12 protein-coding genes and 1 CRISPR repeat array are annotated in these 22,623 nt (G+C 69.7%); of the genes, 5 read left to right on the top strand and 7 right to left on the bottom strand.

Going from position 1 to position 22,623, the window contains the following annotated elements:
- Positions 1-91: 91 nt before the first annotated feature.
- The 5 genes from WME98_RS26070 to WME98_RS26050 form a co-directional block, all read right to left on the bottom strand.
- Positions 92-1,837: a hypothetical protein gene (locus WME98_RS26070; RefSeq protein ID WP_437953759.1), complete on the bottom strand. Its 1,746-nt coding sequence runs from the start codon at positions 1,835-1,837 to the stop codon at positions 92-94.
- Positions 1,838-1,871: 34 nt separating this feature from the next.
- Positions 1,872-2,870 (bottom strand): cyclic GMP-AMP synthase DncV-like nucleotidyltransferase, encoded by a 999-nt coding sequence (locus WME98_RS26065; protein WP_437953758.1) that lies wholly within the window; start codon positions 2,868-2,870, stop codon positions 1,872-1,874.
- 152 nt (positions 2,871-3,022) lie between these two features.
- A complete protein-coding gene (locus tag WME98_RS26060) occupies positions 3,023-3,877 on the bottom strand; it encodes a serine/threonine-protein kinase (protein ID WP_437953757.1) in 855 nt (284 codons plus the stop codon).
- A gap of 22 nt (positions 3,878-3,899) precedes the next feature.
- Positions 3,900-4,697: an RNA polymerase sigma factor gene (locus tag WME98_RS26055; RefSeq protein ID WP_437953756.1), complete on the bottom strand. Its 798-nt coding sequence runs from the start codon at positions 4,695-4,697 to the stop codon at positions 3,900-3,902.
- Between the two features lie 298 nt (positions 4,698-4,995).
- On the bottom strand, positions 4,996-8,493 hold the full coding sequence (locus tag WME98_RS26050) for an nSTAND1 domain-containing NTPase (RefSeq protein WP_437953755.1): 3,498 nt from the start codon (positions 8,491-8,493) through the stop codon (positions 4,996-4,998).
- A 206-nt stretch (positions 8,494-8,699) separates the two neighbouring features.
- Between WME98_RS26050 and WME98_RS26045 the strand changes: the two genes are divergently transcribed.
- Positions 8,700-10,073, top strand: a complete 1,374-nt coding sequence (locus WME98_RS26045) for an SAVED domain-containing protein (RefSeq protein ID WP_437953754.1) — start codon at positions 8,700-8,702, stop codon at positions 10,071-10,073.
- A 139-nt stretch (positions 10,074-10,212) separates the two neighbouring features.
- Here the strand turns inward: WME98_RS26045 and WME98_RS26040 are convergent, their stop codons facing one another.
- A complete protein-coding gene (locus WME98_RS26040) occupies positions 10,213-12,291 on the bottom strand; it encodes a hypothetical protein (RefSeq protein WP_437953753.1) in 2,079 nt (692 codons plus the stop codon).
- A gap of 415 nt (positions 12,292-12,706) precedes the next feature.
- Positions 12,707-16,477: an RHS repeat-associated core domain-containing protein gene (locus tag WME98_RS26035; protein ID WP_437953752.1), complete on the bottom strand. Its 3,771-nt coding sequence runs from the start codon at positions 16,475-16,477 to the stop codon at positions 12,707-12,709.
- 727 nt (positions 16,478-17,204) lie between these two features.
- A CRISPR array of direct repeats spans positions 17,205-18,793; the repeat unit is 36 nt; unit sequence GCTTCAATGGGGCCGCCGCCTTTCAGCGGCGGAGAG.
- 726 nt (positions 18,794-19,519) lie between these two features.
- Between WME98_RS26035 and WME98_RS26030 the strand changes: the two genes are divergently transcribed.
- The 4 genes from WME98_RS26030 (at position 19,520) to WME98_RS26015 (ending at position 22,564) form a co-directional block, all read left to right on the top strand.
- On the top strand, positions 19,520-20,329 hold the full coding sequence (locus WME98_RS26030; RefSeq protein ID WP_437953751.1) for a hypothetical protein: 810 nt from the start codon (positions 19,520-19,522) through the stop codon (positions 20,327-20,329).
- Between the two features lie 430 nt (positions 20,330-20,759).
- Positions 20,760-21,290, top strand: coding sequence for a hypothetical protein (locus tag WME98_RS26025; protein ID WP_437953750.1), 531 nt, complete (start codon positions 20,760-20,762; stop codon positions 21,288-21,290).
- Entirely contained in the window at positions 21,287-21,571 is a 285-nt protein-coding gene (locus WME98_RS26020) for a hypothetical protein (RefSeq protein WP_437953749.1), read from the top strand. The genes WME98_RS26025 and WME98_RS26020 overlap by 4 nt, the downstream gene beginning before the upstream one ends.
- Before the next feature lie 132 nt (positions 21,572-21,703).
- Complete coding sequence (locus tag WME98_RS26015; protein WP_437953748.1) at positions 21,704-22,564, top strand: hypothetical protein; 861 nt, start codon at positions 21,704-21,706, stop codon at positions 22,562-22,564.
- The last annotated feature ends 59 nt before the right edge of the window (positions 22,565-22,623 follow it).

Raw genomic sequence — 22,623 nt, 5'->3', positions numbered from 1 at the left:
CCTCCGCGCTGGCGCCACCCGGCTGTTGGCTGGCCCAGACTACGGTACGAGTCGCGCGATTCTCCTGTCAAGTCGGACGCCCCCCCGAGCATCAGATGTTCCACGGAGCCAGCTTCGCCCGGTGCTGGTCCACCAGGAAGACCATGGCCCTCTGGATCGGCTCGTGCGCGTACGTCCGCACGGCGTCGACGAGCTCGCCAGGCTCGAACCCGGGGCACTTGGCTTGCCTCACCAGGTACCCGCCGACGGCGCAGAAGAGCTCTGTATCGGGCAACGCGCGCGTGACGACCTTCTCGTACCGCTCTGTATCGATGTTGCCCGCGAGCGGCGCCAGCTCGACGGAGAGCGCTGGACGCAGCATGGGGTCGACGTGACTCGGGTCACTCACCGTCGCCGCGCGCGCGAGCTGGAGGTGCCAGATGAGGTACCGCCTCAGGCGCCGCTCGGCGAGCTGCTCGATCTTGCTGCCGTGCTCCATGATGTCGAACGAGGAGATGCCGTGCAGGACCATCCTCAGCCAGTGCTGGAGCCGCTCGCGCACCTGGGCGCGCGCCCTCGGACCGCCGGTGCTGAGCTCCATGTTCATGAGCGCTCGGACAGCGAAGGCGTCCGCAGCACAATCGACCTGCTCGAGCACGAAGCAGGCTCGGCCAATGGCGAGGTGGTTCGTGCTGCGCAGCGTCTGCCAGTCGTGGACGAGCTCGTGGAGCAGCAGCAGCTTCGCGAAATCCTGCTGCTGTTGCGCGGTGCTGCGGCGGAGCGCCTCGAGCAACCCCTCGCCGAGCGTGTAGTGCCCTTCCAGCGCCCGCAGCTCGAACGCGTCATCGTCCCTCGCCTGCCGCGCCTGGTCGAGCTTCTGGAGGCGAGCGATGAACCTCTCGCGTTCGGAGGCCGGCAGGATGCCATCGGGCAGGTGCTCTGGTTCCAGAAACCTCTTCAGGTCGGCGATCCCGTCGGCCATCGCGTCGAGCACGTTGCGGCGCGCGTTCACGTCCTCCGCTCCGCGCGGGATCTCGGGCTCCCTCCTGGGATTGAACGGGAGCGAGTAGACCCGCTCGTAGCGCGGAGCGCGGTACTCGGTGAGCCAGATGTCCTTGCCGACCACCGTGGGGTTGATGGCGCGTCCGACCGCGAAGGCGACCTGCGCGGGACCGCCGACGAAGAGCGAGACGCCCGAGCGGTCCGGGTAGCGCGCGGGCGCCAGCGAGAAGAACTGGGTGAGCTGCAGGACGAGCGCCGGCACGTCCTCCGGCGTGAGACGCAGCGGGGCCGAGGAGCGGAGCTTGATGACGCCGGCCACGTAATCGCCCTCCTCCTTGATGAAGTCGCGGAAGACCTCCCTGGACGTGTCCCTGCCGGCGGTGTCGACGTAGATGCCGACGCGCCCCGAGCTGGGCACGTCCTCCGCGGGCATTCCTGCGAGTTGATCGAAGAGGGGCGGGGCTTCAGCGGCCGTGCCCTCCATCGCGAAGTGCTCCCAGCGCCCCCCGCCGGGCGGCTGGTTGAGCACCACCTGCCTGCCCCCGAACTTGGAGAGCAGGTACCCCAGGTGCACGAACACAGCGAGCGGGCCACGACCGCCGATGAAGAGGACGGTGGGCCTGTCCCCTCGGATCGCGTGGACCTCCGCCACGAGCTTCTCGACGGCGCGGCCCACGGCGGGCCAGTCGATCGGGGCGGTGTCGGGCGGCGGCGCGAGCCGGGGGGCGCCGAACTCCGTCAAGAGGAGCATGCGGCGGTCCTCGCGCTCGTGCGGGAGCGTGTCGCGAAGCTCCGCGACGGAGACCGCAGGATAGAGATCGACCGCGATCAGGATCTGGAAATCGTTGTTCGCCATGGTGGGTCGCTCCTCATGAAGTGCTCGATGGGCTCTACGGCAGCGGGAAGTCAGCGCCGAGCTGCTCCCGGAGAGCTTCGCAGGCGGCGCGCGCGTCTATCGCGCCCTCGGCCCTCTTCAGGGCGGCGAGGAGCTGCTCGAGACCGGCCTTGAAGCCGATCATGCTCGCGCTCGACATATTCGAGCAGAAATCGTACGTCCGCGAGACAGGGTTCTCGATCCGCAGGCGCGGTACGGACCGCCGCTCCTCCGCGTTCCACACGGGCTCGAACTTGCTCAGCATCCAGGAGACGAGCTTGCTCAGCGCACCGAGGTCGTCGTATTTGGTGATTTTTCCGGACACATCCGCCTTGCCGCACGCCTGAAACCAGTGGTGGGCGGCGACCGTCAACGCGATCCCCTTCGGGGCGGCCCTCCCATGATTCTTCGAGAGGCGGAGCTCCTTCCAGCGCTTGAGGACGCGGATGACGCGGCGAAACTGCTGCGCTTCCTCCTCGGAACGCCCGCTCATGATGATGTTCTGGAGCTCCAGCGGATCCGACGGCTCCCAGCGGCGCTCTTCCACCTTCTGTCCGGGCTTGCCTTTCGCGATGTAGTCCTTGCCGTCCGCGTTTCTCTTGCCGCTCGAGTAGATCGCGAGGTCGACATGGTAGGCGTCTTCCCCGCCCTCCTGGTAGTAGACTGTGACGCACGAGCGGCGCACATCGACCTTCTTGGTGTGGCCGTCCAGCGCCTTGTGAACCCAGCTCTTGACGACGACGGGATCCGGGTACTCGTCCTTCGACAGGTCGAAGCGCAGGCCGACGTCGATGTCGAAGTCGCCGTCGACGGGCTTCACGCCGAGGTTCATCGCGTAGCTGCCCTGGTTGAACGGCGTCTCGTAGGACGGGATCTTCGTGCCGTCGACGCGCTGCCGCTTGATCCCCTCGCTCAACCTGCGGAGGATGCGCTCGCGCTTCTCCGCGAGGATCGCTTTCTCGGCGTCTCGATCGAACCGGATCGCCTCGTCGAACTGCACAAAGTGTTTCTGCACGTCTGCCACGGTAGGTACCTCCAGGAAAGGCGCCGCTGGAGCGCAGGGGAGCTAACGCGCTTCACCCGGCTCACGGTCCCTGATCCCAAAGATGCCTTGCCGAGGAAAATCGAGCGCCGCCCCCGTCGATTTTTCGGCCGCCCCCCTCGCCCCTACTGCAGCCGCTCCAGCCGCGCGACCACCTCCGCCATCCCCGGCCGCGTCGCCGGCACTTTTCCCAGCATCCGGCCGACGAGGTCGCGCAGCGCCGGAGGGGTCTGCTCCCCGAGCTGCTCCAGGGGCGGTCGCTCGAACAGGTGGAGCTGCATCAGGTGCTTCGGGTGCTCGGCGTCGAACGGCAGGCGACCTGCCAGCATGTGGAACAGCAGCACGCCGAGCGAGTACACGTCCGCTTCCGGGCCTGCGGTCTTCGCCTTGATCCACTGCTCGGGCGCCATGTAGTCCCAGGTGCCGAGCAGCACGCTCCCGCCGGTCGAGACGTGGCCGACGGCGACATCCTCGCTCTTCGACGCGAGGCGCACCTTGGCCAGGCCGAGATCCGCGAGCCGCGCTCGCGCCATCGCGATGTCGCAGGCATCCAGCAGCACATTATCCGGCTTCAGGTCGCGGTGGACGATCTGCCGGCCATGCAGGGCAAGGAGCGCGGTCGCGACGTGCGTCGCGAGGCGAGCCGCAATGCGCGGCAGGAGCCCGCGCTGGGCGTCGGCGAGCGCGCGCGCCACGCTGCTCGGCAGCCACTCCAGGATCATGTAAGGTGGCCCCGCCGGCAAAGTCCCCGACGCGAGCAGCTTCACGATGTGCGGGTGCTGGAAGCTGCGGAGGACCCTCGCCTCGTTCAAGAAGCGCGTCACGATGGCGTCGTCGGCACACCAGGCGTCGTGCAGGACCTTCAGCGCGACCGATCCCCGGGTCTCGACGCTGCGCGCCTCGTAGACGTGGCACATCGCCCCGATGTCCACGAGCGACGCCACCTCGTACCCCTCGACCCTCGCTCCCGGCGGCAGCATCGATGACCCGAGCTCCTCTCCGCTATTCCTCGGGCCCTGCAGCTCGCAGCGCCTGCAGCCGCTCGATGCACTCCAGCATGTGCCGCAGCTCCTCGGCGCACGCAGGGTGCTCGGCGATGAACGCGCTGGACTCCACCCGCTCTCCTGCGTCGCGCCGCCGCAGGTACAGGCGCAGCGCGGCCGTGGCTTCATCCCGCACCTGGATCTCGCGGTCAGCGCCGGCCTGCGGCGGAGCCGGCTCCGAAACGTCCGTCAAGCGCTCGCGGAGCGCCCTGAAGCCCCGCCGCAGCAGACTGGCGATGGCCGCCTCGGTCTTGCCCATGCGCTCGGCCACCTCGGCGACGCGCAGCTCTCTCAGATGGCAAAGATAGATCGCCTGCTGCTGATCCTCCGGCAGCTGGGACAGTCGCGTGAGCAGCTCATGCCATTGCTCCCCGGCCGCGGTCGCCTGGCTCGGGCTCATCTGTTGCGCGGGGATCTCGTCCTCGTCGAGCGGCGTCTCCGCGGCCTTGTTCCGCTTCTGACGGCCGGCGTCGCGGAAAGATTGTGTCGTACACGTCTCCACGATCCGCTGCAGCCACGACACCCACTCCGCTTCCGTGGTCCCCTTGAAGCTCGGAAAGGCGAGGAAGGCTCTCTCCGCCACGTCTTGCCCGACATCGGATCGGCCTGCGATCCCCGGCTGTCGGTTCGCCAGGCGCTGCGCCACCCACTTGCGGAGCAGCGGCGCACACCACGCGAACAACCGGTCGATCGCGATCGCATCCCCCGCTCGTGCGCGCGCGATCAGCTCCTCGACGCTGGGAACTTCATCACCCATAGAAGATTGTAGCCCATCGTACCATGAGGAGCGTACGCCGGAGCGCCGCGCTGTGGCTCGAGAGCTCAGGCCCAGGTGCCGCCGGCGTGCGGCGATGCCGCAGACGGCGGACAGACACCGCCTCCCGGGTGAGGGAGCAGCGAGAGCGCCGACAGGCTGCGCTGCCTGGGCGACGGCGGACCTGGGGTGCGGGGGAGGAGCTCCGAGCATGGGACGGATGGCGGCGAGGGGCCTCGACCGGATGGATGCCGTCCCGCGGAGGATCGAGCGCGGGCTCGTCGTTTTTTTCTCCCCCGGGTCAGGGGCAGGCCAGACGCCGGAACCGGACGTCCTCTGGGTCCCGCTCGACGAACGCGCGCGCCACCTCACACCGGCGTGCGTGCGCCTTTGCGGCGCGGTCCCGACCGCCTCGGCCCTTCGCCAGCTCCTCCACCCCCCGGAGGCTCTGGCACAGAAGCAGCCCGTACTCCTTGTGAGTCGGGTCCCCGACGTGCAGCGCCTCGCCGACGCCGGCGGCCTGCTCGTAGCGCCGCAACGCGTCGGTGGCCAGCCGGCCCTCTACCCGCGCAGCGGCCAAGGCGGCCTCGGTCTTGCCCACGATCCAGCGGAAGTACACGTTCCCCGGCTCGGCCTGGGACAGCTCCTGGGCGAGTTCGTGGGCGTGCTCGATGTGGCTCACCGCGGCGCCCAGCGCTCCGCTCCTGCGCATGGCCGCCCCCAGCGCGGCCAGCGTCTGCGCGATCAGGGCGCGGTTGTATCTCTTGCCTTCTTCGTCAGGCTCGTCGATCTGCTGGAGCCAACGAAGGGCCTCCTCGTACCGAGCCGAAGCGATGGCGACATGGCCGAGCTCGAGCTCGACCTCGCCTTGCTCGGAGTAGCTCGTCGCGAGCGTGCGCCTGTAGTTGTTGATCTCGACCGAGCGCAGGCTCCTCAGCACGTCCACCGACCGATCGAAATCCTCGCGGGCGAGCTCGTATTTCCCGTACGCCATGTTGAGCTTCCCACGCTTCGAGTAGGTCCACCCGAGCCTCATGCGCAGCGTCTCGCTCGACGGGTCCCGCGCCAGCCCGATCCGGATGCGGCTCTCTGCCTGCGCAACGAACGCGTACGACTCGGTCAGCCGACCGTTCGATCGCGCGAAGTCGCTGCGCCGGAGCTTGATATCCACCACGGCCCGGATGACGTCCGGCTCGTTCTTCTCCTCCTCGCGCAGCGACGAGAGGTTCTCGTCCAGGTGCTCGAGGAGCATGGCTCGGATGCTCGACGTGTACAGCACTCGGCCGAGCTTCCAGTCGAGATCGCCGACCAGCTCTCGCGTGGCCATGAGAATGTGCTGCCGGTTCTTCTCTGCGCGCTGTCGCTCCTGCTCGGCGCGCTGTCGCTCCTGCTCGGCGCGCTGTCGTTCCTCCTCCGCGCGCTGCCGCTCTGTCCACGCCCAGAGCGCCGTCGCGGAGATCGCGACCACGGCGGCGCCGATGAGCAGGATGAGCGCTCGCCATAGCCAGCGGCGTCGCCGCTCGAGCCTCTCCGCTTTCCCGACGAACGTGCGCGCGCGCTCGCTGGCCAGCCGCAGGAGGCGCTCGCGCTGGCGTGCGGCGCCGATCTCCCCGCGGTAGTGATCCAGCAGGGAGCCCGACGGCAGCCCGTCGTCCGGCCTCCCCGATTGCTCCCACGCGTGCGCCGCCGCCTCCAGGTCGGCGTGCCGCTCCAGGAGGGAGCGCTCGGCCTCGATCCACCCGACGATGGCCGGGACCTGCTGCAGCAGCGTCTCGTGTACCAGGTCGACGCGTTGCTGCGATGGCTCCGCCGGAGGGTCTGCGCTCATCACGACGAGCCGGAGGTTCTCGGGCGCTCGCGGCGACTGCCCGATCGGCATGCCCGAGAGCCGCAGGAGCACATCCTCTGCCAGCTGGTCGCCCCCGGCGGCTGCGACGACCTCTGCCCGGGTCCTCGGGCGCCGGGTGTCGGGGGCGCCGCGGCCCACCTGGACGAGATCGAGGATGAGCCACTTGGCCCGCTCTCGCCCCTGCTCGCCCAGTCCATCGAGGAGCAGCGCGGCGTGACGCGCCAGCGCGCCGCTGACCCCGCCAATCTGCTCGTAGTGGTCGTGGGTCAACGCGGCCGCGGCGCGCGAAGACCAGAGGCTGCGCAGCGTGTGCCCCAGGAGCGGCAGGCGGCTATCCGTCCCGGCGGCGTCGCGCACCATGCGCGCGGGCAGCCCCTCGGAGAGCCGGAGCCCGGCACGGGCTGCCATGCCGCGGATCACCTGCGCGAGCGCATCCTCGTCCATCGGCCGGAGGTAGTAACGGAACGCCTTGCTGTTCAGCAGCCGCGCCAGGCCGGGCGTTTGCTCCAGCCGGTGGAGGTAGTCGCTCCGCAGGGTCGCCAGCAGCCGGAGCGGGGATCGCTCGCTCGAGAGACACGTGGACAGCAGGGCGTCGACGTGACGCAGGTGAACGCCGCCCAGCGCGAACAGCTCTTCGAGCTGCTCCACGACGAGCAGCAGCTTGGCGCCATCGGGGACGCAGCGCGAGAGGAGTGCGCCGAGCGCGCCTTCCTCCGAGCGCAGCGCGCTCTCGATCTCTGCGACCTCGTCCGGGGCTCCCGCGGGCTCATGCGCCGCGCACACCTGAGCGATGGCCACTACGAGACTCTTGATCGGGTCCTCGGACGGCCGGAGCGTCGCGACAAGCCACGGGGCCGTCCCCGGAGGTCGCTCCGTCAGGCGCGGAAGGAGCCCGGCCTGCACGAGCGACGACTTCCCGGCCCCGCTGGGTCCCTCGATCAGGAGCCAGCGCAGGGTGTCTTCGTCGCGCATCTTCTCGAGGTGGCCGAGGAGCTGCCGGATCTCCGTGTCGCGCCCGAAGAACAGCTCGGCCTGGGCTTCCGTGAACGGTTGCAGGCCCGGGAAGGGGCACTCGTCGATCTCACTTTCCCACGGCCGGGCGAGCATGCCCTGGCAGCGGCTCATCGTGGGGCGCTGCTCGGGTGCCTTGGCCAGCATCGAGGAGACGAAGGTGCTCAGCGCCGGAGGTACCGTGGGCACGAGCTCGTGCAGGTAGGGCGGCTCGGCGTGCACGTGGAGATAGAGGAGCTCGACGTCGTCGGTCGAGACGAACGGCGGTCTCCCGGCGACAAGCTCGAACAGCACCACACCGAGCGCGTATACGTCGGCCCGATCCGTGACCTCCGCAGCGTTCTTGCACTGCTCGGGAGCCATGTACGCCGAGGTCCCCAGGAAATTGTGGGCGGCGGTCTGCACGTGGGTGTCGGCGCGCTCCTCGTTCGCCGGCAGCGGCACCTTAGCGATGCCGAAATCGAGGATCTTCGGCTGGAGCCCGAGCGGAGCCGATTCGTCCGGGACGAGGATAACGTTCTCCGGCTTCAGATCGCGGTGGACGATCCCTTTCGCGTGGACCTCGACCATCGCGTCGGCGATCTGCCGGCAGATCGCCAGCGCGGCGTCGAGCGGCGCCGGCCCGTTCTGCTGCTGCATCCACGAGCGGAGCGTCGTGCCCTGGAGGAACTCCATCACGAGGTAGGCGGTGCCGTCCTCGCGCTTGTCGCAGTTGTGGACCCGGACGATGCCGGGGTGATGGAGCTGGGCGAGGGCGCGGGATTCCTGGATGAACCGCGCCGCCATCTGGGGATCTTCGGCCGACTCGCGCGAGAGGATCTTGAGGGCGACCTCCTGGCCCATGTGCTGGTGGATCGCCGAGAAGACGCGCCCTGCGCCACCGCTGCCGATGGGCCGGAGGAGTCGATAGGGACCGAACCTGTCTCCGGAGAGGTCCATCGGCTGGTTCGCGGAATTTACCCGATGAGGGTCCGTAGGGACCAGGGTGCAAACGCGAGGGGCTCGCGCTTGCCGTCGCGCGTCCACCGCTGCAAGCTGGCGGGGAGATCGCCCGAGGACACGACAAGATGAGCCTCAGCGCTGCTGGAGCCGCGCTCCAGGGACACGACTACCAACACCTTTTCGCCTGGTACCACGCTCTTCGGATGTTGAACCCGGCGGAGGACATCGTCGGGGTCGAGATCGAGGCGAAGAACGCGGGCAACGTGGATGACGTCGTGGTGCGCCGCCGGGCGGCGGCCGACGAGCACTATCAGGTGAAGTACTCGGTGGACGGGCGCCACCCGATCGACCAGGCCTGGTGGGTGACGCCGGCGACCAGCAAGGGCAAGAGCCCGTTGCAGCGGTTCTGGCAGAGCTGGCGGACGCTGTCGCGGGACGGACAGCGGCCGCACATGGGCCTCTACACGAACCGACCGATCGACGTGTCCGATCCGGTGCTGGCCTTGCAGGACGGGCGCACCGGCACCCTCGGCCCGCGGCTGCGGCTGGCCAAGGAGCGCTCCGAGGCTGGGCGGGGGCGGAAGCGCTGGGCGAGCCACGTTGGCGTCGCCGAGGCCGATCTGCTGGAGATGCTCGATCACCTCGTCCTGCTCACCGGGCAGTCGGCGTGGGCGGGCCTTGTGACGAGCGTCTCGGATCGCATGGCAGCGGTGGGGCTGAAGGGCGATGAGCTCGCGGCGGAGCAGGGGGTCCAGGCGATCCGCGCGTGGGTGACCGGGGCGCGGGGCGAGGTGGACCGGCAGGCGCTGGCCGCGGAGATCGCGCGCCGCGGCCTGCACGGCGAAGCGCGGCAGGCGACCGTAGTGGTGCAGGGGATCGACCGCGATCCCTGGGCGGCTGGAGCGACGGTGAGCCTCGACTGGGTGGATCTCTTCGAGGGGGACCACCCCCGCGCGCGCCGGCAGCTCCGCGACCCGGGGCACTGGAACGGGCGCCTCCTCCCGGAGCTGGAGGGCGCCGAGCGGACCATCCACGCGCTCGGCTTCGACCGGGTGCTCGTGCGCGGGTACATGCGGTTGCCGGCGTGGTTCGCTACCGGCGTCGCGTTCGGCGACACGCGCAGCCTCCGGGTGGCGTCCGTGCAGGGCGGCCAGCGCTGGGGCAGCGATTCGACGCCCGTGGACTTCCCTGTCCACGTCAGCGCGCCCGTGGAGCTCGGGGCGGGGGGCGAGCTGGCGGTGGGGCTCAGCGTGACCAACGACCTCGCCGAGGACGTGCTCGCGTATCTACGCGGCAGCGCGCTTCCGGTCGGGCGCTTCGTCGCGATCGCGGCCGCCCCGGCGCCGAGCCGGACGGCGATCCCGGACGCCGCGAGCGCGATGGGATGGGCGCTCGCGGTGCGGCAGGTGGTGCGCGATCAGGTGCGCGCGACGGGCGCGAGCAAGGTCCACCTGTTCCTGTCGGGGCCGGCGGGAGGAGCGCTGCTCCTGGGGCACCTCTGGAACCGGATACCGAGCACCCAGCTGTACGAGGATCTGAGCCCGGGCTACGCGCCTGCGTTTCTCATTCCGGGCTGAGCCGGCCGGCGCTGTCGAGATGGCGGATGCGCGACAGAGCCAGGAGGGGCGTCGTGTCTGCGACGAGACGATCACGACGGACGCGTACACCGCCGCTCCATGTCCCTGTAGGGGGAGCGCCCAACCTTGGACGGAAGCCTCAAGGGAACCACGCGGCCACCCGCTGGACCTCGCGTGCGGCCTCCATCAGGCCCGGATCCCCCGCCAGGCTTGCGAGGAGCGGAACGAGCTTCTCGAGGCTCACGCCGTCGCCCGCGAGTGCGGCCGAGCGCAGGTCGGACGCCGCGTCGTCGAGCAGGCGCGCCAGCACCTCTGCGGCTCCGGCGCGCGGGAGATGCGGCGAGAACGGGACGAGGTGGAGCAGGCGGGGCGCGTCCTCGGACGGGAGCGCGAGCCCCAGCGAGAGCGCACGCCGGGCGAGCTCCGGGGCGCGGACAGCGTCGTGCTGCGCGAGCAAGACGAGCGCGGCGAACCTGGCGCGCTCGTCGAACGTCTCGGCGACCGCGACCAGCGCGTCGGTGGCGCCGGACGCTACGAGCGGCGGGGCGACCTGGAAGAACAGGCCGAAGCGCTCCCCAGGTGTGCGCGGCGCGCTCGTGGAGGCGCCGAGCGCACCTAGGAGCTCGGCGCGGAGGCGCCCCGGATCGGGCGTGGAAGGAAAGGCCAGGGTGCGGGCGAGGACGCCGAGCCGCTCTTCTTCGTCGCGCAGCAGGGGGAGCAGAGCGCGGGACGGCTCGCCAAGCTCGATGAGCCGCAGCACCAGCGCCTGGAGCGCGTCCCGCCCGAGATCGCCGAACGCCGCCGCGAAGCGCAGCGCGCGGTCGGCTCGATCCAGGTCGAGCCGCGGGGCGAGCATCCGGAGGTGGAGCGGCTTGCCGTCGAACGCATCGTCGCTGCCGCTCTCCAGATAGGCCGATACAACGTCGAACGCCGCGCGCACCCGGTCAGGATCGCCGATACGTGCGGCGAGGGCGGCGAGCGCCCGCGCCCGCGAAGGCATCGGAAAGGATGCGGCAACGGGCCAGAGCGCCTCGGCGATCGGGCGGGAGAGCTCGCCCGCGAACAGCTCGAGATCGCCGGGATCCTCGCCGGCCGCCTGCACCGCTGCGAGCGCCTCGCGAGCGAGCGCCATGCCCTCCTCGGCCGGCAGGAGCGGCGCCGCCGCCAGCAGGTTCCATGCAGCCTGAGGCGCCCCCCGATAGGCGTCCACCGCCTCGCGGGCGAGCGCGCGCCGCTCCGCGCTGTCGTCCTCCCACGCCGATGCGAGCGCGTGGATCGCGCAGGCCCGCTCCTCCGCCGCAGGAATGCGCCTGGCCGCGCGCAGGGACGCCTGGAGCACCTCGGTGCGCCCAGGACCGGGAGCCATCGCACTGCCGAGCGCCAGCAGCGCCGTGGACTGGGCCCGATGATCGGCGAGAGGTCGCCTGCGATCGAGCTCCTGGACGCCCACCGGAGCGCGGCGCCGCGGGCGGCGGGCCATCCCGTGGTAGGAGGCCTCGGCGAGCGTCGCGCGCACCGCGAGCCCGAGCGCCTCGGCATCGGCTCCCTGGCCGAGCGAGGCCGCGGCCCGCCCGCGCACGCGCTCGAGGTCGGAGACGAAACCGAAGCCATCCAGCGGCCGCTGCATCCAGCGGGTCAAGTGGTCCTGCGCCACCAGGGGGGCGAATGCCGCGACAGGCGCGCGCTGCGCCAGCCGGTGAACGCACCCGTAATCGCAGGCGTACCCACCAGGCGAGAGCTCCAAGAGCCGGCGCACCCACGCCGCACGCGCCTCCGGAGCGAGCCGCGCCTCGACCTCGCGGCGGTACGCGCTCTGCCGGAAGGCGTAGGTTCCCTCGACCTCCGCTACCCAGGGCGCGACCTCCGCGAGCAGCAGATCGGCGGGCTCTCCCAGGCCGCGCGCGATGTCGTCCGCAGACAATCGACCCCATGCGCACGCGAGCAGGCCGAGCAACCCCGGTGCCTGGGTCTCCTTCCCGTCGGTCGCCTTCTCCTCCAGGAGGCCGACGAGACTTTCCCATGCTGGATCGGGACAGCTAGGGAGCGCATGGACGAGGGTGCGCGCTGGATCGAACCCGAGGCGGTCGATCCATGCATGGGCGACGGCGTCGTCGCCTTCCACGGTGGCCACGACCTTGACGCCGGCGCCGACGCCGGTGAACAGCGCCGGCCAGCGGACGGACGGCTCGGCTTCGTCGACGTCTGTGAGAGCGATCACGAGCGGCGGAGAGGTCTCATCACGCCCCTCACCCAGGCATTCCCAAGCGATATTGCGAAGGAGCGTTCGCACGGAGCCCCCTGCAAGGTCATGCTGGACCCGGGCAGCGAGCAGGACGACGAGGTCGCGCTCCAGGCGCGTGTCCGGCCCGACGGGCACGATGTGAGCATCCGAGGCGCGCGAGCGCCGGCGGGGGCGAAGGAGCTGAGCCGCGACCGCCGCGTGCCGACTTGTCCTTGGCCCGTGGAGGAGGGCATAGGGACGTTCCGCATCTTCTCGTCGCCACCGGTCGACGGAGGTCAGCGCGGCCTGCTCCGGAGGCGACAGCGGGTGGCGCAGGGCCTCGCTCCAGAAGGCACGGACGGCTCGCTCGATGGGCGCAGGCGCCGGGTGAAATCGTTTCATGACGCGGCCGTCACGTCCCGCTGAAGGGAGGGGTCGACGAAGGTTTGGTCCCACTCCGCTTCGAGCGGCTGTTTTTGTCCTCTTTGTTTTGCGTGAGCTTTCCGTCCCATTTCCCCATCTTGTTGACGTCGGTCTCGTCGATCTTGTTCGGACCGATGACGCCCCCCTTCGCCTCCCCGATGTTCAGCGGGTGAAGGCCGAGCTCGCGGAAGATTTGCGCGCACATCTCGCACGGCGCCATCCCTTCGCCCGTGTCGTTCTTGGTCGATATGGTCGCGCCATTCTTGAATCGCTTCTGTAGCTCTTCGCGCACCTCCGCGTTCGTCATCTTGGGCTTGCCTGCGTTCTTTCGCTTTTCGTCTCCCTGTTTGCGGATGTCATGCGCCATCTTGTGCAACGCGTCGACCTCTGCGCAGGTCGTGTCTCCGGTCACTGGCTCGCTCTTCGCCCGCTGGGCGTTCTTCACGGCCTCCGTGATCGCGTCGTCTACATAGCCTTCGCGCGCCTTCTTCTCGTGCGGCGACTTGCGCTCGGTCGCGCTCTTGCCGGGGTAGTCGGTGGGCTGGTCCCGCCGCTTCGGGAGCTCGCTCGGATCCTTGCCGGCCGCGTTCTTGATCGCCGAGAACGGCATCAACCCGCTCGGGTCGACGAGCCGCGTCGGCGCGTTGGCCGCGTACTCGAACCCGTTGAAGCCGCCCTCCAGCCCGCTCGGATCGGCGCTGATGTACCGCCCGATGGCAGGATCGAAGTAGCGGTAGCGGTTGTAGACGAGCCCCGTCTCGGCGTCCTCGTACTGCCCCGGGAACCGGAGCGGGGTGGTCGTCGCGCCGCCCTCGCGGACCGACGCTCCCCACGCGGTGCGCTCGAGCTCGCACACCACCTGGCCGCGGGACCCGACGAGCCGCTCCGGCGCGCCGACCTCGTCGTTCAGGTAATGGTACCAGGGGCCCTCTTCGCGATCGCCGCCGACGATGCGCGTGTCGCGATGGGCCAAGGGGGCAAGCCGGTCCTCTTCGAAGCAGTAGGTCCGCTCCTCCACGATGGGCTCCGCCCCATCTTGCGCGATGCGCTTTCTCTCGTGCAGGAGCACACCGCCGTCCCACACGAACCGCGTCCTCGATACCTCACGCACGCCGCCGCCGGGAAGCCGCGCGAGGACGCGCTTACCCACGCGCCGCGCGAACGGGTCATAGGTGAACTCGATCGTCGTTCCGTCGTCCCGCTCGACCGAGGCGAGGAGCCCAAGACCGTTCCAGCGGTAACGCGTCGTGCGCCCCTCGGAGTCGCGCGTGGCCACGAGCCGACCGGCCTCGTCCCAGGTGTACTCGGTGCCGCCCTTGCGCAGCAGCCGGTTGCCCGTGCCGTAAGTCCGCGGCTCGCCATCCGGTTCGTGAACATTGCCGGTGGCGTCATAGCGATAGCGCTCCTGCCTTCCGCGATCGGCCTGGATGCCCAGGATCTGCCCCGCCGAGTCGTACTCGAAGACGCGCCGCCCGGACAAGGAGTCTATAGTTTCGAGGAGCTCGGACGTCGGCGAGTACCGGCGGGCCTCATAGACCGTGATCCCCTGAGCTTGCGGTCCGACCCACGCAGGCTCGCCAGGACCGATCGCAGGCGCCGCGCTCGGTGCCATGACCCAGCGCTGGGCGATGCGGCCGAGCACGTCGTAAGCAGTCTGGACGCGACCTCCTTCGGGCAGGGAGCGCTCCACCTCGCGTCCGATGGCGTCCCGCGCCAAGCCGACGGGGGTGCGGCTGTCGAGGAGCACGCGCGTGGCCCGCCCGCAGAGATCGCGCTGCACCTCCACCTGATGGCCGAGCGACGTGGCGACGAGGGAAGGATTGCCCATGAGGTCGTACGTCCTTCGGACGGTGGCGGTCTCGCCGGCAACTGTCTGCCGCTCCTCCACGACCCAGCCCACCTCGTTCCGGCGGTAGATGAACTCCCCCGCGGCCGAATCGCTGGCGATCAGGTGGCCGCAGGGATCGTAATCGAACGTCTCTGGCGTGCCGTCCGGAAGGATGCGCTTGACGAGCTGACCCGCGGCATCGTACTCGAACTCGGTGGTCTCTCCGGCGCTCGTCCGCTCGGCGAGGAGCTGTCCGGCCTGATCATAACGATACAGCTTCTCCAGCCCAACGAAGGTGCGTTCCTGCACGAGCCGTCCGGCGGTATCGTACTTCAGCAGGTAAGTGTCGCCCCGCGCGTTCTCGACCTTCACCAGCCGGCCTTCACGATCGTAGCGGAGCTGGGTGACCTCACCGTTCGGTCGTCGGATCTCGCAGACCTTGCGCAGGCCGCCCATGGTGAACCGCGTCGATGTCCCATCGGCGTGGTCGATCCGGACGATGTCCCCGTTGCCGTCGTAATGGTAGCGGGTCACCCCGCCATCGGGGTGATAGATGGCCACGCGATCGCCACGAGCGTTGTAGGCGTACGACTCGACGACCCCGAGCGCGTCGCGCACGGCGGTGCAGCGCCCCCAGTAGTCATGGGCCCATTCCGTGACGGCGCCGAGCGCGTCGACCTTGCGGACCAGGTTGCCGTAGCTGTCGTAGGAGGAGTGGGTGCACGCGCCGTTCGGAGCGATGGTCTCGGTGATGAGGCCTCGGGGCTCGATCCGGACCTCGAACCTCGCGCCGATTGGGTCGGTCCAGGACAGCTTGCCAGAAGAGCGCTCGACCTCCGTGACGCCGCCGTTCGGGTCGATGACGCGGCGGAGTTGACCATCCAACTCGCGCTCGATGACGGTCATGCGACCCAGCGGGTCGACGATGCGGAGGGGCCGACCGCGGGCGTCGCGAACCCAGCTCGTGGTCGCTCCCAGCGGGTTGGTGAATGAGAGAAGATTGCCGTGCTCGTCATAGGTGCGCGTGTAAACGGCCCCGCCGGAGACGGCCTTGTCGAGCTTGCCGAATTCGTTCCCGAAGTACCGCTGCACGGTCATGGAATCGGCGACCTCTGAGTAGCCGTCCTCGCCATAGTCGAGCTTGCAATGATAGATGCCTTTGGCGTCGGTACCGTCGGCGAGGACGGTGGCCACCTCGGGCGCGAGCCCAAGCCGCTCCGGATCGGGGTGGGTGCCCCAGGTTTCGACGCACCGCCCCCGGTCGTCATAGCGGAACCGAAACGTGAGACTTTCGGGGTCCGTTCGCGATGCGAGCAAGTGTTCCTGGTATTCGTACCGGAATGTGCTGCCCTCGGCATCGGCGGTGGAGGTGAGGTCGCCCTGCTCGCTGTATGCATAGGTCCTGAGCTTGACCCATCGCCCCTGCGCGGGCGCGTTCTTTACCTCGAGCGCGGCGATGCGACCGTCGGGCCCGCGCTGGACCCGCACGGTGCGGCCGGCGGGGTCGGTGATCGTGTCCAGCCGGCTCTCCTGATAGGTGAGGGTGGTCCTGTTGCCGTGTGCGTCTCGGAGGGCGGACAGGTAATAGGTCTCGCCCACGCGATGGTGAAACAGGTAGTAGCAGCCGGCGGCGTCGTCGAGGATGAACCCATCGGCGTCGCGGGTGAGGACCCAGCCGTCGGGGCCCAAGGCGGCGCCGCCGTCCTCGAACGCCTCGAACTCCAGGGCGACCCCGGCGTCTGTCCAGAGGCGCAAGGTCCGGCGACGGACCTCGATGGACCAGGCGAGGGAGTGCGTCCAGCCGAAGCCGATGCCGACATCGCGGCCACGGGCGGCAGAGCTATAGCTGCGCGTCACGCGGAGCCCGAGCGGACCGAAGATTTCGAGATCGGTATGTGGGTCGGTAAAGACGCGCCCGGTGACGACGTCCACGGGGTCGCCCTTGGAGACCTTGCCGCTCTTCTTCGAGCCGTGGTGGTTCGGGCAGCCGGAGCCATCGCCGCCGCCGCCACAGGCGGACTTGCCACCCCCGCTGGCGTCGTCGCCGCCGCTGGAGCCGTTCGATCCTTGCCGGTCCCGCCGCCGCCACGACCGCCGCTGCCGCCGCCGTTGCCGCCGCCTCCGAGGACGAAGACCCCTGGGTTCATCCCGGGAATGGCGGGGATGTTCGGTACCGGCGCGGTGCGAGCCATGATCTTGCTCCCTCAAGCAGAGACGGGCCCGGGGCGTTCGCCTCGACCGTTCCCGCCACGGGCCAGGCTACCACGGGGGCGCTGGCCGTGTCGCTTGGGTGTCGGGTTCCGTCCCCCTGGCCTTTGGGCGCTCGTGGAGCGCAGCGACAGGAGTTGGGCCTGCCTCACGCACCTCTCGAAGCGTTCGATGTCAGCACGTGCCCGTCGTGGACCGAGCGATCACGGATCGCGTCAGCGACGGTCTCATCAAGACCGAGGGCGCTGATCGGGCGTTCTGCGCCACCTTCTCGAACGCACGCATCAGGTTGTCCTCGGACGCGACCTCCTCCATCGTCAGCGCCGGCAAGGCCGGCCCCTTCGTGTTCCCGAGCCTTCGGCGCCGCGCGCGGCGCAGGTACGGACCTGCCCGTGTCCACCTCGCCGTCGGCCCCTTGCGAATTGTGGGCTGCCACTCGGAGCACCGTGTGGCTTCAATGGGGCCGCCGCCTTTCAGCGGCGGAGAGAGGAGACCGCTGATGAAGGTGAAAAGGTTTCTCGAGCTTCAATGAGGCCGCCGCCTTTCAGCGGCGGAGAGCAACCTCATTCCGGACCTCTCCGATAGTCCGGACGATGGGCTTCAATGGGGCCGCCGCATTTCAGCGGCGGAGAGGGAGGGCAAGCCGTCGACCGTGACGCGGCAGCCGTAGCTTCAATGGGACCGCCGCCTTTCAGCGGCGGAGAGTCCCGGTGCCCGTGGTCAGAGTCCCGGTGCCCGTGGTCGTAGAGTGCCCGACCGATGTGCTTCAATGGGGCCGCCGCCTTTCAGCGGCGGAGGGTTGACGCCGGCGCTCTGCTGGTGTTGCACGACTATGGCTTCAATAGGGCCGCCGCCTTTCAGCGGCGAAAAGAACGCGGCGGCGGCGCAGCGGTTATTTGGCTCCAGGCCTCAATGGGGCCGCCGCCTTTCAGCGGCGGAGAGAGCCGAGCGCCGAGGAGCGCGAGGCTGACTCGATCATGGCTTCAATGGGGCCGCCGCCTTTCAGCGGCGGAGAGTCCCGGTGCCCGTGGTCGTAGAGTGCCCGACCGATGTGCTTCAATGGGGCCGCCGCCTTTCAGCGGCGGAGGGTTGACGCCGGCGCTCTGCTGGTGTTGCACGACTATGGCTTCAATAGGGCCGCCGCCTTTCAACGGCGAAAAGAACGCGGCGGCGGCGCAGCGGTTATTTGGCTCCAGGCCTCAATGGGGCCGCCGCCTTTCAGCGGCGGAGAGAGCCGAGCGCCGAGGAGCGCGAGGCTGACTCGATCATGACCTCAATGGGGCCGCCGCCTTTCAGCGGCGGAGAGAGAGCTCCGGGCGGCGATGGCGCGGTGAGGGGTCCAAGCTTCAATGGGGCCGCCGCCTTTCAGCGGCGGAGAGTCAGTCTTGCTCGTATGCTCGGCTCGTGTCGTTCCTGCTTCAATGGGGCCGCCGCCTTTCAGCGGCGGAGAGGAGCACTGCCGGGACGCGCGCAGCCGCAGCCGCGTCGCTTCAATGGGGCCGCCGCCTTTCAGCGGCGGAGAGCTGATGGCGCCGGGCGTCGACATCAACGATCGCGATCGGCTTCAATGGGGCCGCCGCCTTTCAGCGGCGGGGAGCCGACATCCGCGCGCAGGCGACCGCCGCGCTTCAGGGCGAGCTTCAATGGGACCGCCGCCTTTCAGCGGCGGAGAGCCACGTAAAGATCGGGGGGTGGCGGTTCGTCGTCAAGCTTCAATGGGGCCGCCGCCTTTCAGCGGCGGAGAGCCTTCGCGGCCGAGCTGCCCGCCGATGCCTGGCTCGGGCTTCAATGGGGCCGCCGCCTTTCAGCGGCGGAGAGGTGGGAGTGTTTTCACCTCGATTCCGAGAACAGCCCGCTTCAATGGGGCCGCCGCCTTTCAGCGGCGGAGAGCTCGTCGGGTGGGTGCGTCGTGAGCTCGCCGCGGGCCGGCTTCAATGGGGCCGCCGCCTTTCAGCGGCGGAGAGGACGAGGCCGGACGGCTCGAGTGGACGGACATCGACCTCGGCTTCAATGGGGCCGCCGCCTTTCAGCGGCGGAGAGAGGCCTCCCAGGCCTACCTGAAATTCGCGCACTTACAACCCGGTTTGCGAGAAGTCCCCGCCGCCCCCCTCGCTCCGGCCGCCGGAGGCCGCCCCGCGCGCCCCCGGCCATCCCGAAATCCATCGTCTTTTCAAACACCTGCCGGCTTTGCGAGCGCCCCCGGGCTTTTTCGCGTCACTCCGCCGCTCGCAGCCGGTGCTCCCTCCCTCTTCTACCACGCCCCCTCCTCTACCACGCCCCCTCCTCCCCTCGCCCAGCCCTTCCGTTCTCCCGGCCGCTTTGCCGCTCCCTGCCCCACTTCCGCCGCTCGCCTCCCCGCATCCTTCGCCGTTGCCCCCGCCTCGCCGCGCCCGATCCCAGCCTCGCGCCACGTCGTCCCCACCTCGTCCGACGCATCCCCCACCTCGCCGGACTCGTCCCCCGGCTCGCCCGACTCACCCCCCACCTCGCCCGCCTCATCCCCCGCGGGGCGCTCACCTTCCGACCAGGGGGACCGCCCCGCCGCCCCGGGGGCTCCCGCCCGCCGCCCCGGGCGCCGCATCTCCCGCTCCACGCTCTCTTCCCCCCGACCGCCGGCGCCCTTCCCTCCGACCCCCGGCCCCCTTCCGCCGGCCCAGGTCCACCTTCTCCCGGACACGGCATCACGCCCGCCGAGCACGCTTTGGACGCACTCGACGTCTCGACAGCCCTCTGCCTCCTTGTTAGCCATACGCCGGGAGGTGGATTATGGCCAAGCTCACGATAGGCCAGAAGGCCGAGCGGGTGCTCCTCTTGCTCATGGGGCTCCGCAAGAACAAGGTCGCCGCGGCGCTCGTCGCTCACGGCTTCTCCGATGACGATCTCGCCGAGGGATGGCGCCTGCTCCAGCGCGTCACCCGCACCCGGCTCGGCTTCGTCGCCACGGCCGCCGCGACGGACACAGGCCTCATCAACGCGCTCGACGCCTGGGAGAACAAGTGGTTTCCCATCGCGTCCGCGACCCTCAAGCGCCACGCCCCGAAGGCGCACGCATTCCTGTTCCGCAACCTCACGCAGACCGAAGGCGCCGCCGTCCTCGTCTCCGTCAGCACCTTCGTCGAGCGCTGGGAAAACCTCGCCAAGTCCAAGGAAAAGGGCGGCCCCGACGCCGAAGGCGACGAGGGCCGCAAGATCCTCGCCAAGCGCGGCCTCACCAAGGCCGTCGTCGACGAAGCAAAGCAGCTCCTCGCCCGCGCCGGAAAGCTGGAGTCCGTCGCAGAGCTCCCGCCCGCCGCCGCCACCGACGAGGACTTCGAGAAGGCCGAACAGCAGCTCTGGGACTGGTACCTGGAGTGGAGCACCATCGTCCAGACCGCCATCAAGGACCGCAGGATCCTCCGCGAGCTCGGCTTCCGCCGTAGCTCATCCAGAGCCGCCGCGGCCGAGGATGTCACGAGCGAAGAGGTCGAGGACGAGACCGACGACGACAGCGACAGCGATACCCCCGCGCCCCAGGCCGAGCCGGGCGCGTTCCTCACCGGCGCCCCCGCCGCAGCCGCCGGGCGCAAGGGGCGCTGAGCGGCGCGGGCGCTTCGCGTTCACGCCTCTCCTCTGGCTCGCAACCACCAGCCACCCGTCATCGATCGAACACGCGCCGCCGCGTCACCGCGCGACACGGCGCGGACAGGCATCGCCGGCGCACAGCGCCGTCGGGCAGCACTGACAGCGCGATTCCAGAACGACATCGCTTCGTTCCTCGTAATGCTGCGGCTCCTGCTGCCCCCGCATACGCGCTCACGCTCTCCCTCGTTTCGTTAAAACAGCACATCAGGCACCAAGATTGCCTTGCTGAACCGCTCGCGCGAGCCAATGCTGGCCGCAGATCGATGCGCAGCACCTTCGGCGCCTTCGGCAGGGACGTCCTGCGCGACACCATCGCGCGCGTCGGTGCCGCGGACACCGCCGCCGAGGTCATCGCCTCTTCCTAGACACCATGGATATCTGGTACATGCCCGATCCAGCCCGCGCCACGTTGCGCGCCGAGCTGGGCCTGCTCGGTGAGCTCGCGGCAGAGCCCTGCCTGTTCGAGCTCTTCCACGACGCCCCGAGCCCGGCCGAGTTGCGCGGCTGCGTGCGCAAGCAGCTCCACTGGCATCGCGAACTCGCGCGCCGCGCCGGCGGCGAGGCGCCGTTCCCGCGGCTGTGCGTCCTCAGCGGCGGCCGGCCCGCGACCGTGCTGGACGCGTTCCGGTTCGAGCCGGAGCCCGGCCGCCCCGGGCTCTACCGCGCCGCGCCGGGGTGGCAGGTCGACGTTGTGGTGATCGCCGAGCTCCCGCGCACCCGCGACACGCTGCTGCTGCGCCTGCTCGGCGCGCGCGCCGTGCTCCGCGACGCCATCCGCGAGCTCGCCGCCCTGCCCGGGGACGCCTCGCCTGGGAGAGGAGCATCGCCCTGCCCTGGCTGGCACGCCTGTGCTTCGAGATCCAGGCCGAACCCTCGGCGCGCGCGGCGGAGGACGCGGAAGAGGAGGAGATCGTGACGGAAGCTCAGCAGTGGTTCGAGCAGCTCAAGCAGTCGATCCGCGACGAGGCACGGAAGGAGGCGCTGCCGGAGGGTCTCAAGGAAGGGCTCAGGGCGGGGCAGCTTCAGGCGCTGGCGACCCAGTTCGAGAAGAAGCTCGACCGACCCCTCGCGGAGACCGAACGCTCCGTGCTGGCCGAACGGTCCGACCGTCTCGGCCTGGACCGCCTCGACGATGTCCGGCTGGCGCTCTCCACAGACGCGCTCGCCGCATGGCTCGCGGATCCGGCCGCATGCTGAAGGCAGTGCGCCGCCGTCCAAGTCCGCGCGCATTCTTCTCTGCCTCCGATTCGGGCGGTGCGAGAATCAAGCTGCAGGACGGGCGCGGCAGAAAACCACGGATCGCGCCGCGCGGCAGGGTGGCGGCTCAGCGTGGGTGACCTCGCGGCCCTGCCGCGGTATGCTCGCACCGTCATGCCGAGCACAGGGTATACCGCACTCGTCGATGGCCCCCGGGTGGACATCCTGAGGGACGGCATCATCGTGGCCACCGGGCGATGGACCGGTCAGCGGATCGAGCAGAGCGCTGCCTGCCTCGTCCAGGGAGACGTCGCAGATCTCGACGAAGCGCTCGCTGCCTCGGACGCGATCTACGCGGAGCTGGAGGAACGCCTGGCCGCCGAGGAAGCCGCTGCGCTCGCCGCTCCCACGTACAACGAGGAGGGCGTCGATCTGACCCTGATCGACTGGGTGCTCGACATGACGCCGAGGGAAAGGCTTGAGATGATCGAGTCGTACGCGGGTGTTCCGTTCGGTCGCATCCTCGACGTCCTCGAGGATCACGAGGTCGAGTTCATCGTCATCGGCGGCGTGGCTGCAAGCCTGCAAGGCGCAGACTGGAACACGAAGGATCTCGACATCCTGTACTCGCGCGACGCCCGGAACATCCGCCGGCTGCTGGACGCGCTGTCCGTCCTCGAGGCCCGCTTCCGCGATCTCACAGGCCGCCGTATCGTTCCCGCGGAGTCGCACCTCCTGACGCATGGCCCCAAGCTCCTGCTCACGAAGTTCGGTCCGCTGGACCTCCTCGGCACATTGAGCATGCACGACGACGAGACCACCTATGAGGCGCTCGTCGACCGGACGGTCACGCTGGAGACGCCGCGGCTTTCGATTCGTGTCCTCTCCCTCGAGGGGCTGATCGAGGTCAAAATGAAGGCCGCTCGTCCGCAGGACCTGCGGACGTTGCCGATCCTGCGCGCAGCGCTCGAGCGTTCAAGACAGCGAGGATGAGGCGCCGCCGGCGTCGATCTCACGCTTCCCCTGCTTCCCCTGCCCTCGCTCTTCTGCGA

Origin of the sequence: Sorangium sp. So ce296 (assembly GCF_051529605.1) — a bacterium.
Taxonomy (GTDB): Bacteria; Myxococcota_A; Polyangia; order Polyangiales; family Polyangiaceae; genus Sorangium; species Sorangium cellulosum_D.
The sequence above is the reverse complement of the archived record's forward strand: the minus strand, read 5'-3'. Positions and strand labels throughout refer to the sequence as shown.

Excerpts from the sequence above, each read along its gene's own strand:
- WME98_RS26070 (WP_437953759.1), bottom strand. The coding sequence starts at position 1,837 with ATGGCGAACAACGATTTCCAGATCCTGATCGCGGTCGATCTCTATCCT.
- WME98_RS26060 (WP_437953757.1), bottom strand. The coding sequence starts at position 3,877 with ATGCTGCCGCCGGGAGCGAGGGTCGAGGGGTACGAGGTGGCGTCGCTC.
- WME98_RS26055 (WP_437953756.1), bottom strand. The coding sequence starts at position 4,697 with ATGGGTGATGAAGTTCCCAGCGTCGAGGAGCTGATCGCGCGCGCACGA.
- WME98_RS26050 (WP_437953755.1), bottom strand. The coding sequence starts at position 8,493 with ATGGACCTCTCCGGAGACAGGTTCGGTCCCTATCGACTCCTCCGGCCC.
- WME98_RS26045 (WP_437953754.1), top strand. The coding sequence starts at position 8,700 with ATGTTGAACCCGGCGGAGGACATCGTCGGGGTCGAGATCGAGGCGAAG.
- WME98_RS26030 (WP_437953751.1), top strand. The coding sequence starts at position 19,520 with ATGGCCAAGCTCACGATAGGCCAGAAGGCCGAGCGGGTGCTCCTCTTG.
- WME98_RS26025 (WP_437953750.1), top strand. The coding sequence starts at position 20,760 with ATGCCCGATCCAGCCCGCGCCACGTTGCGCGCCGAGCTGGGCCTGCTC.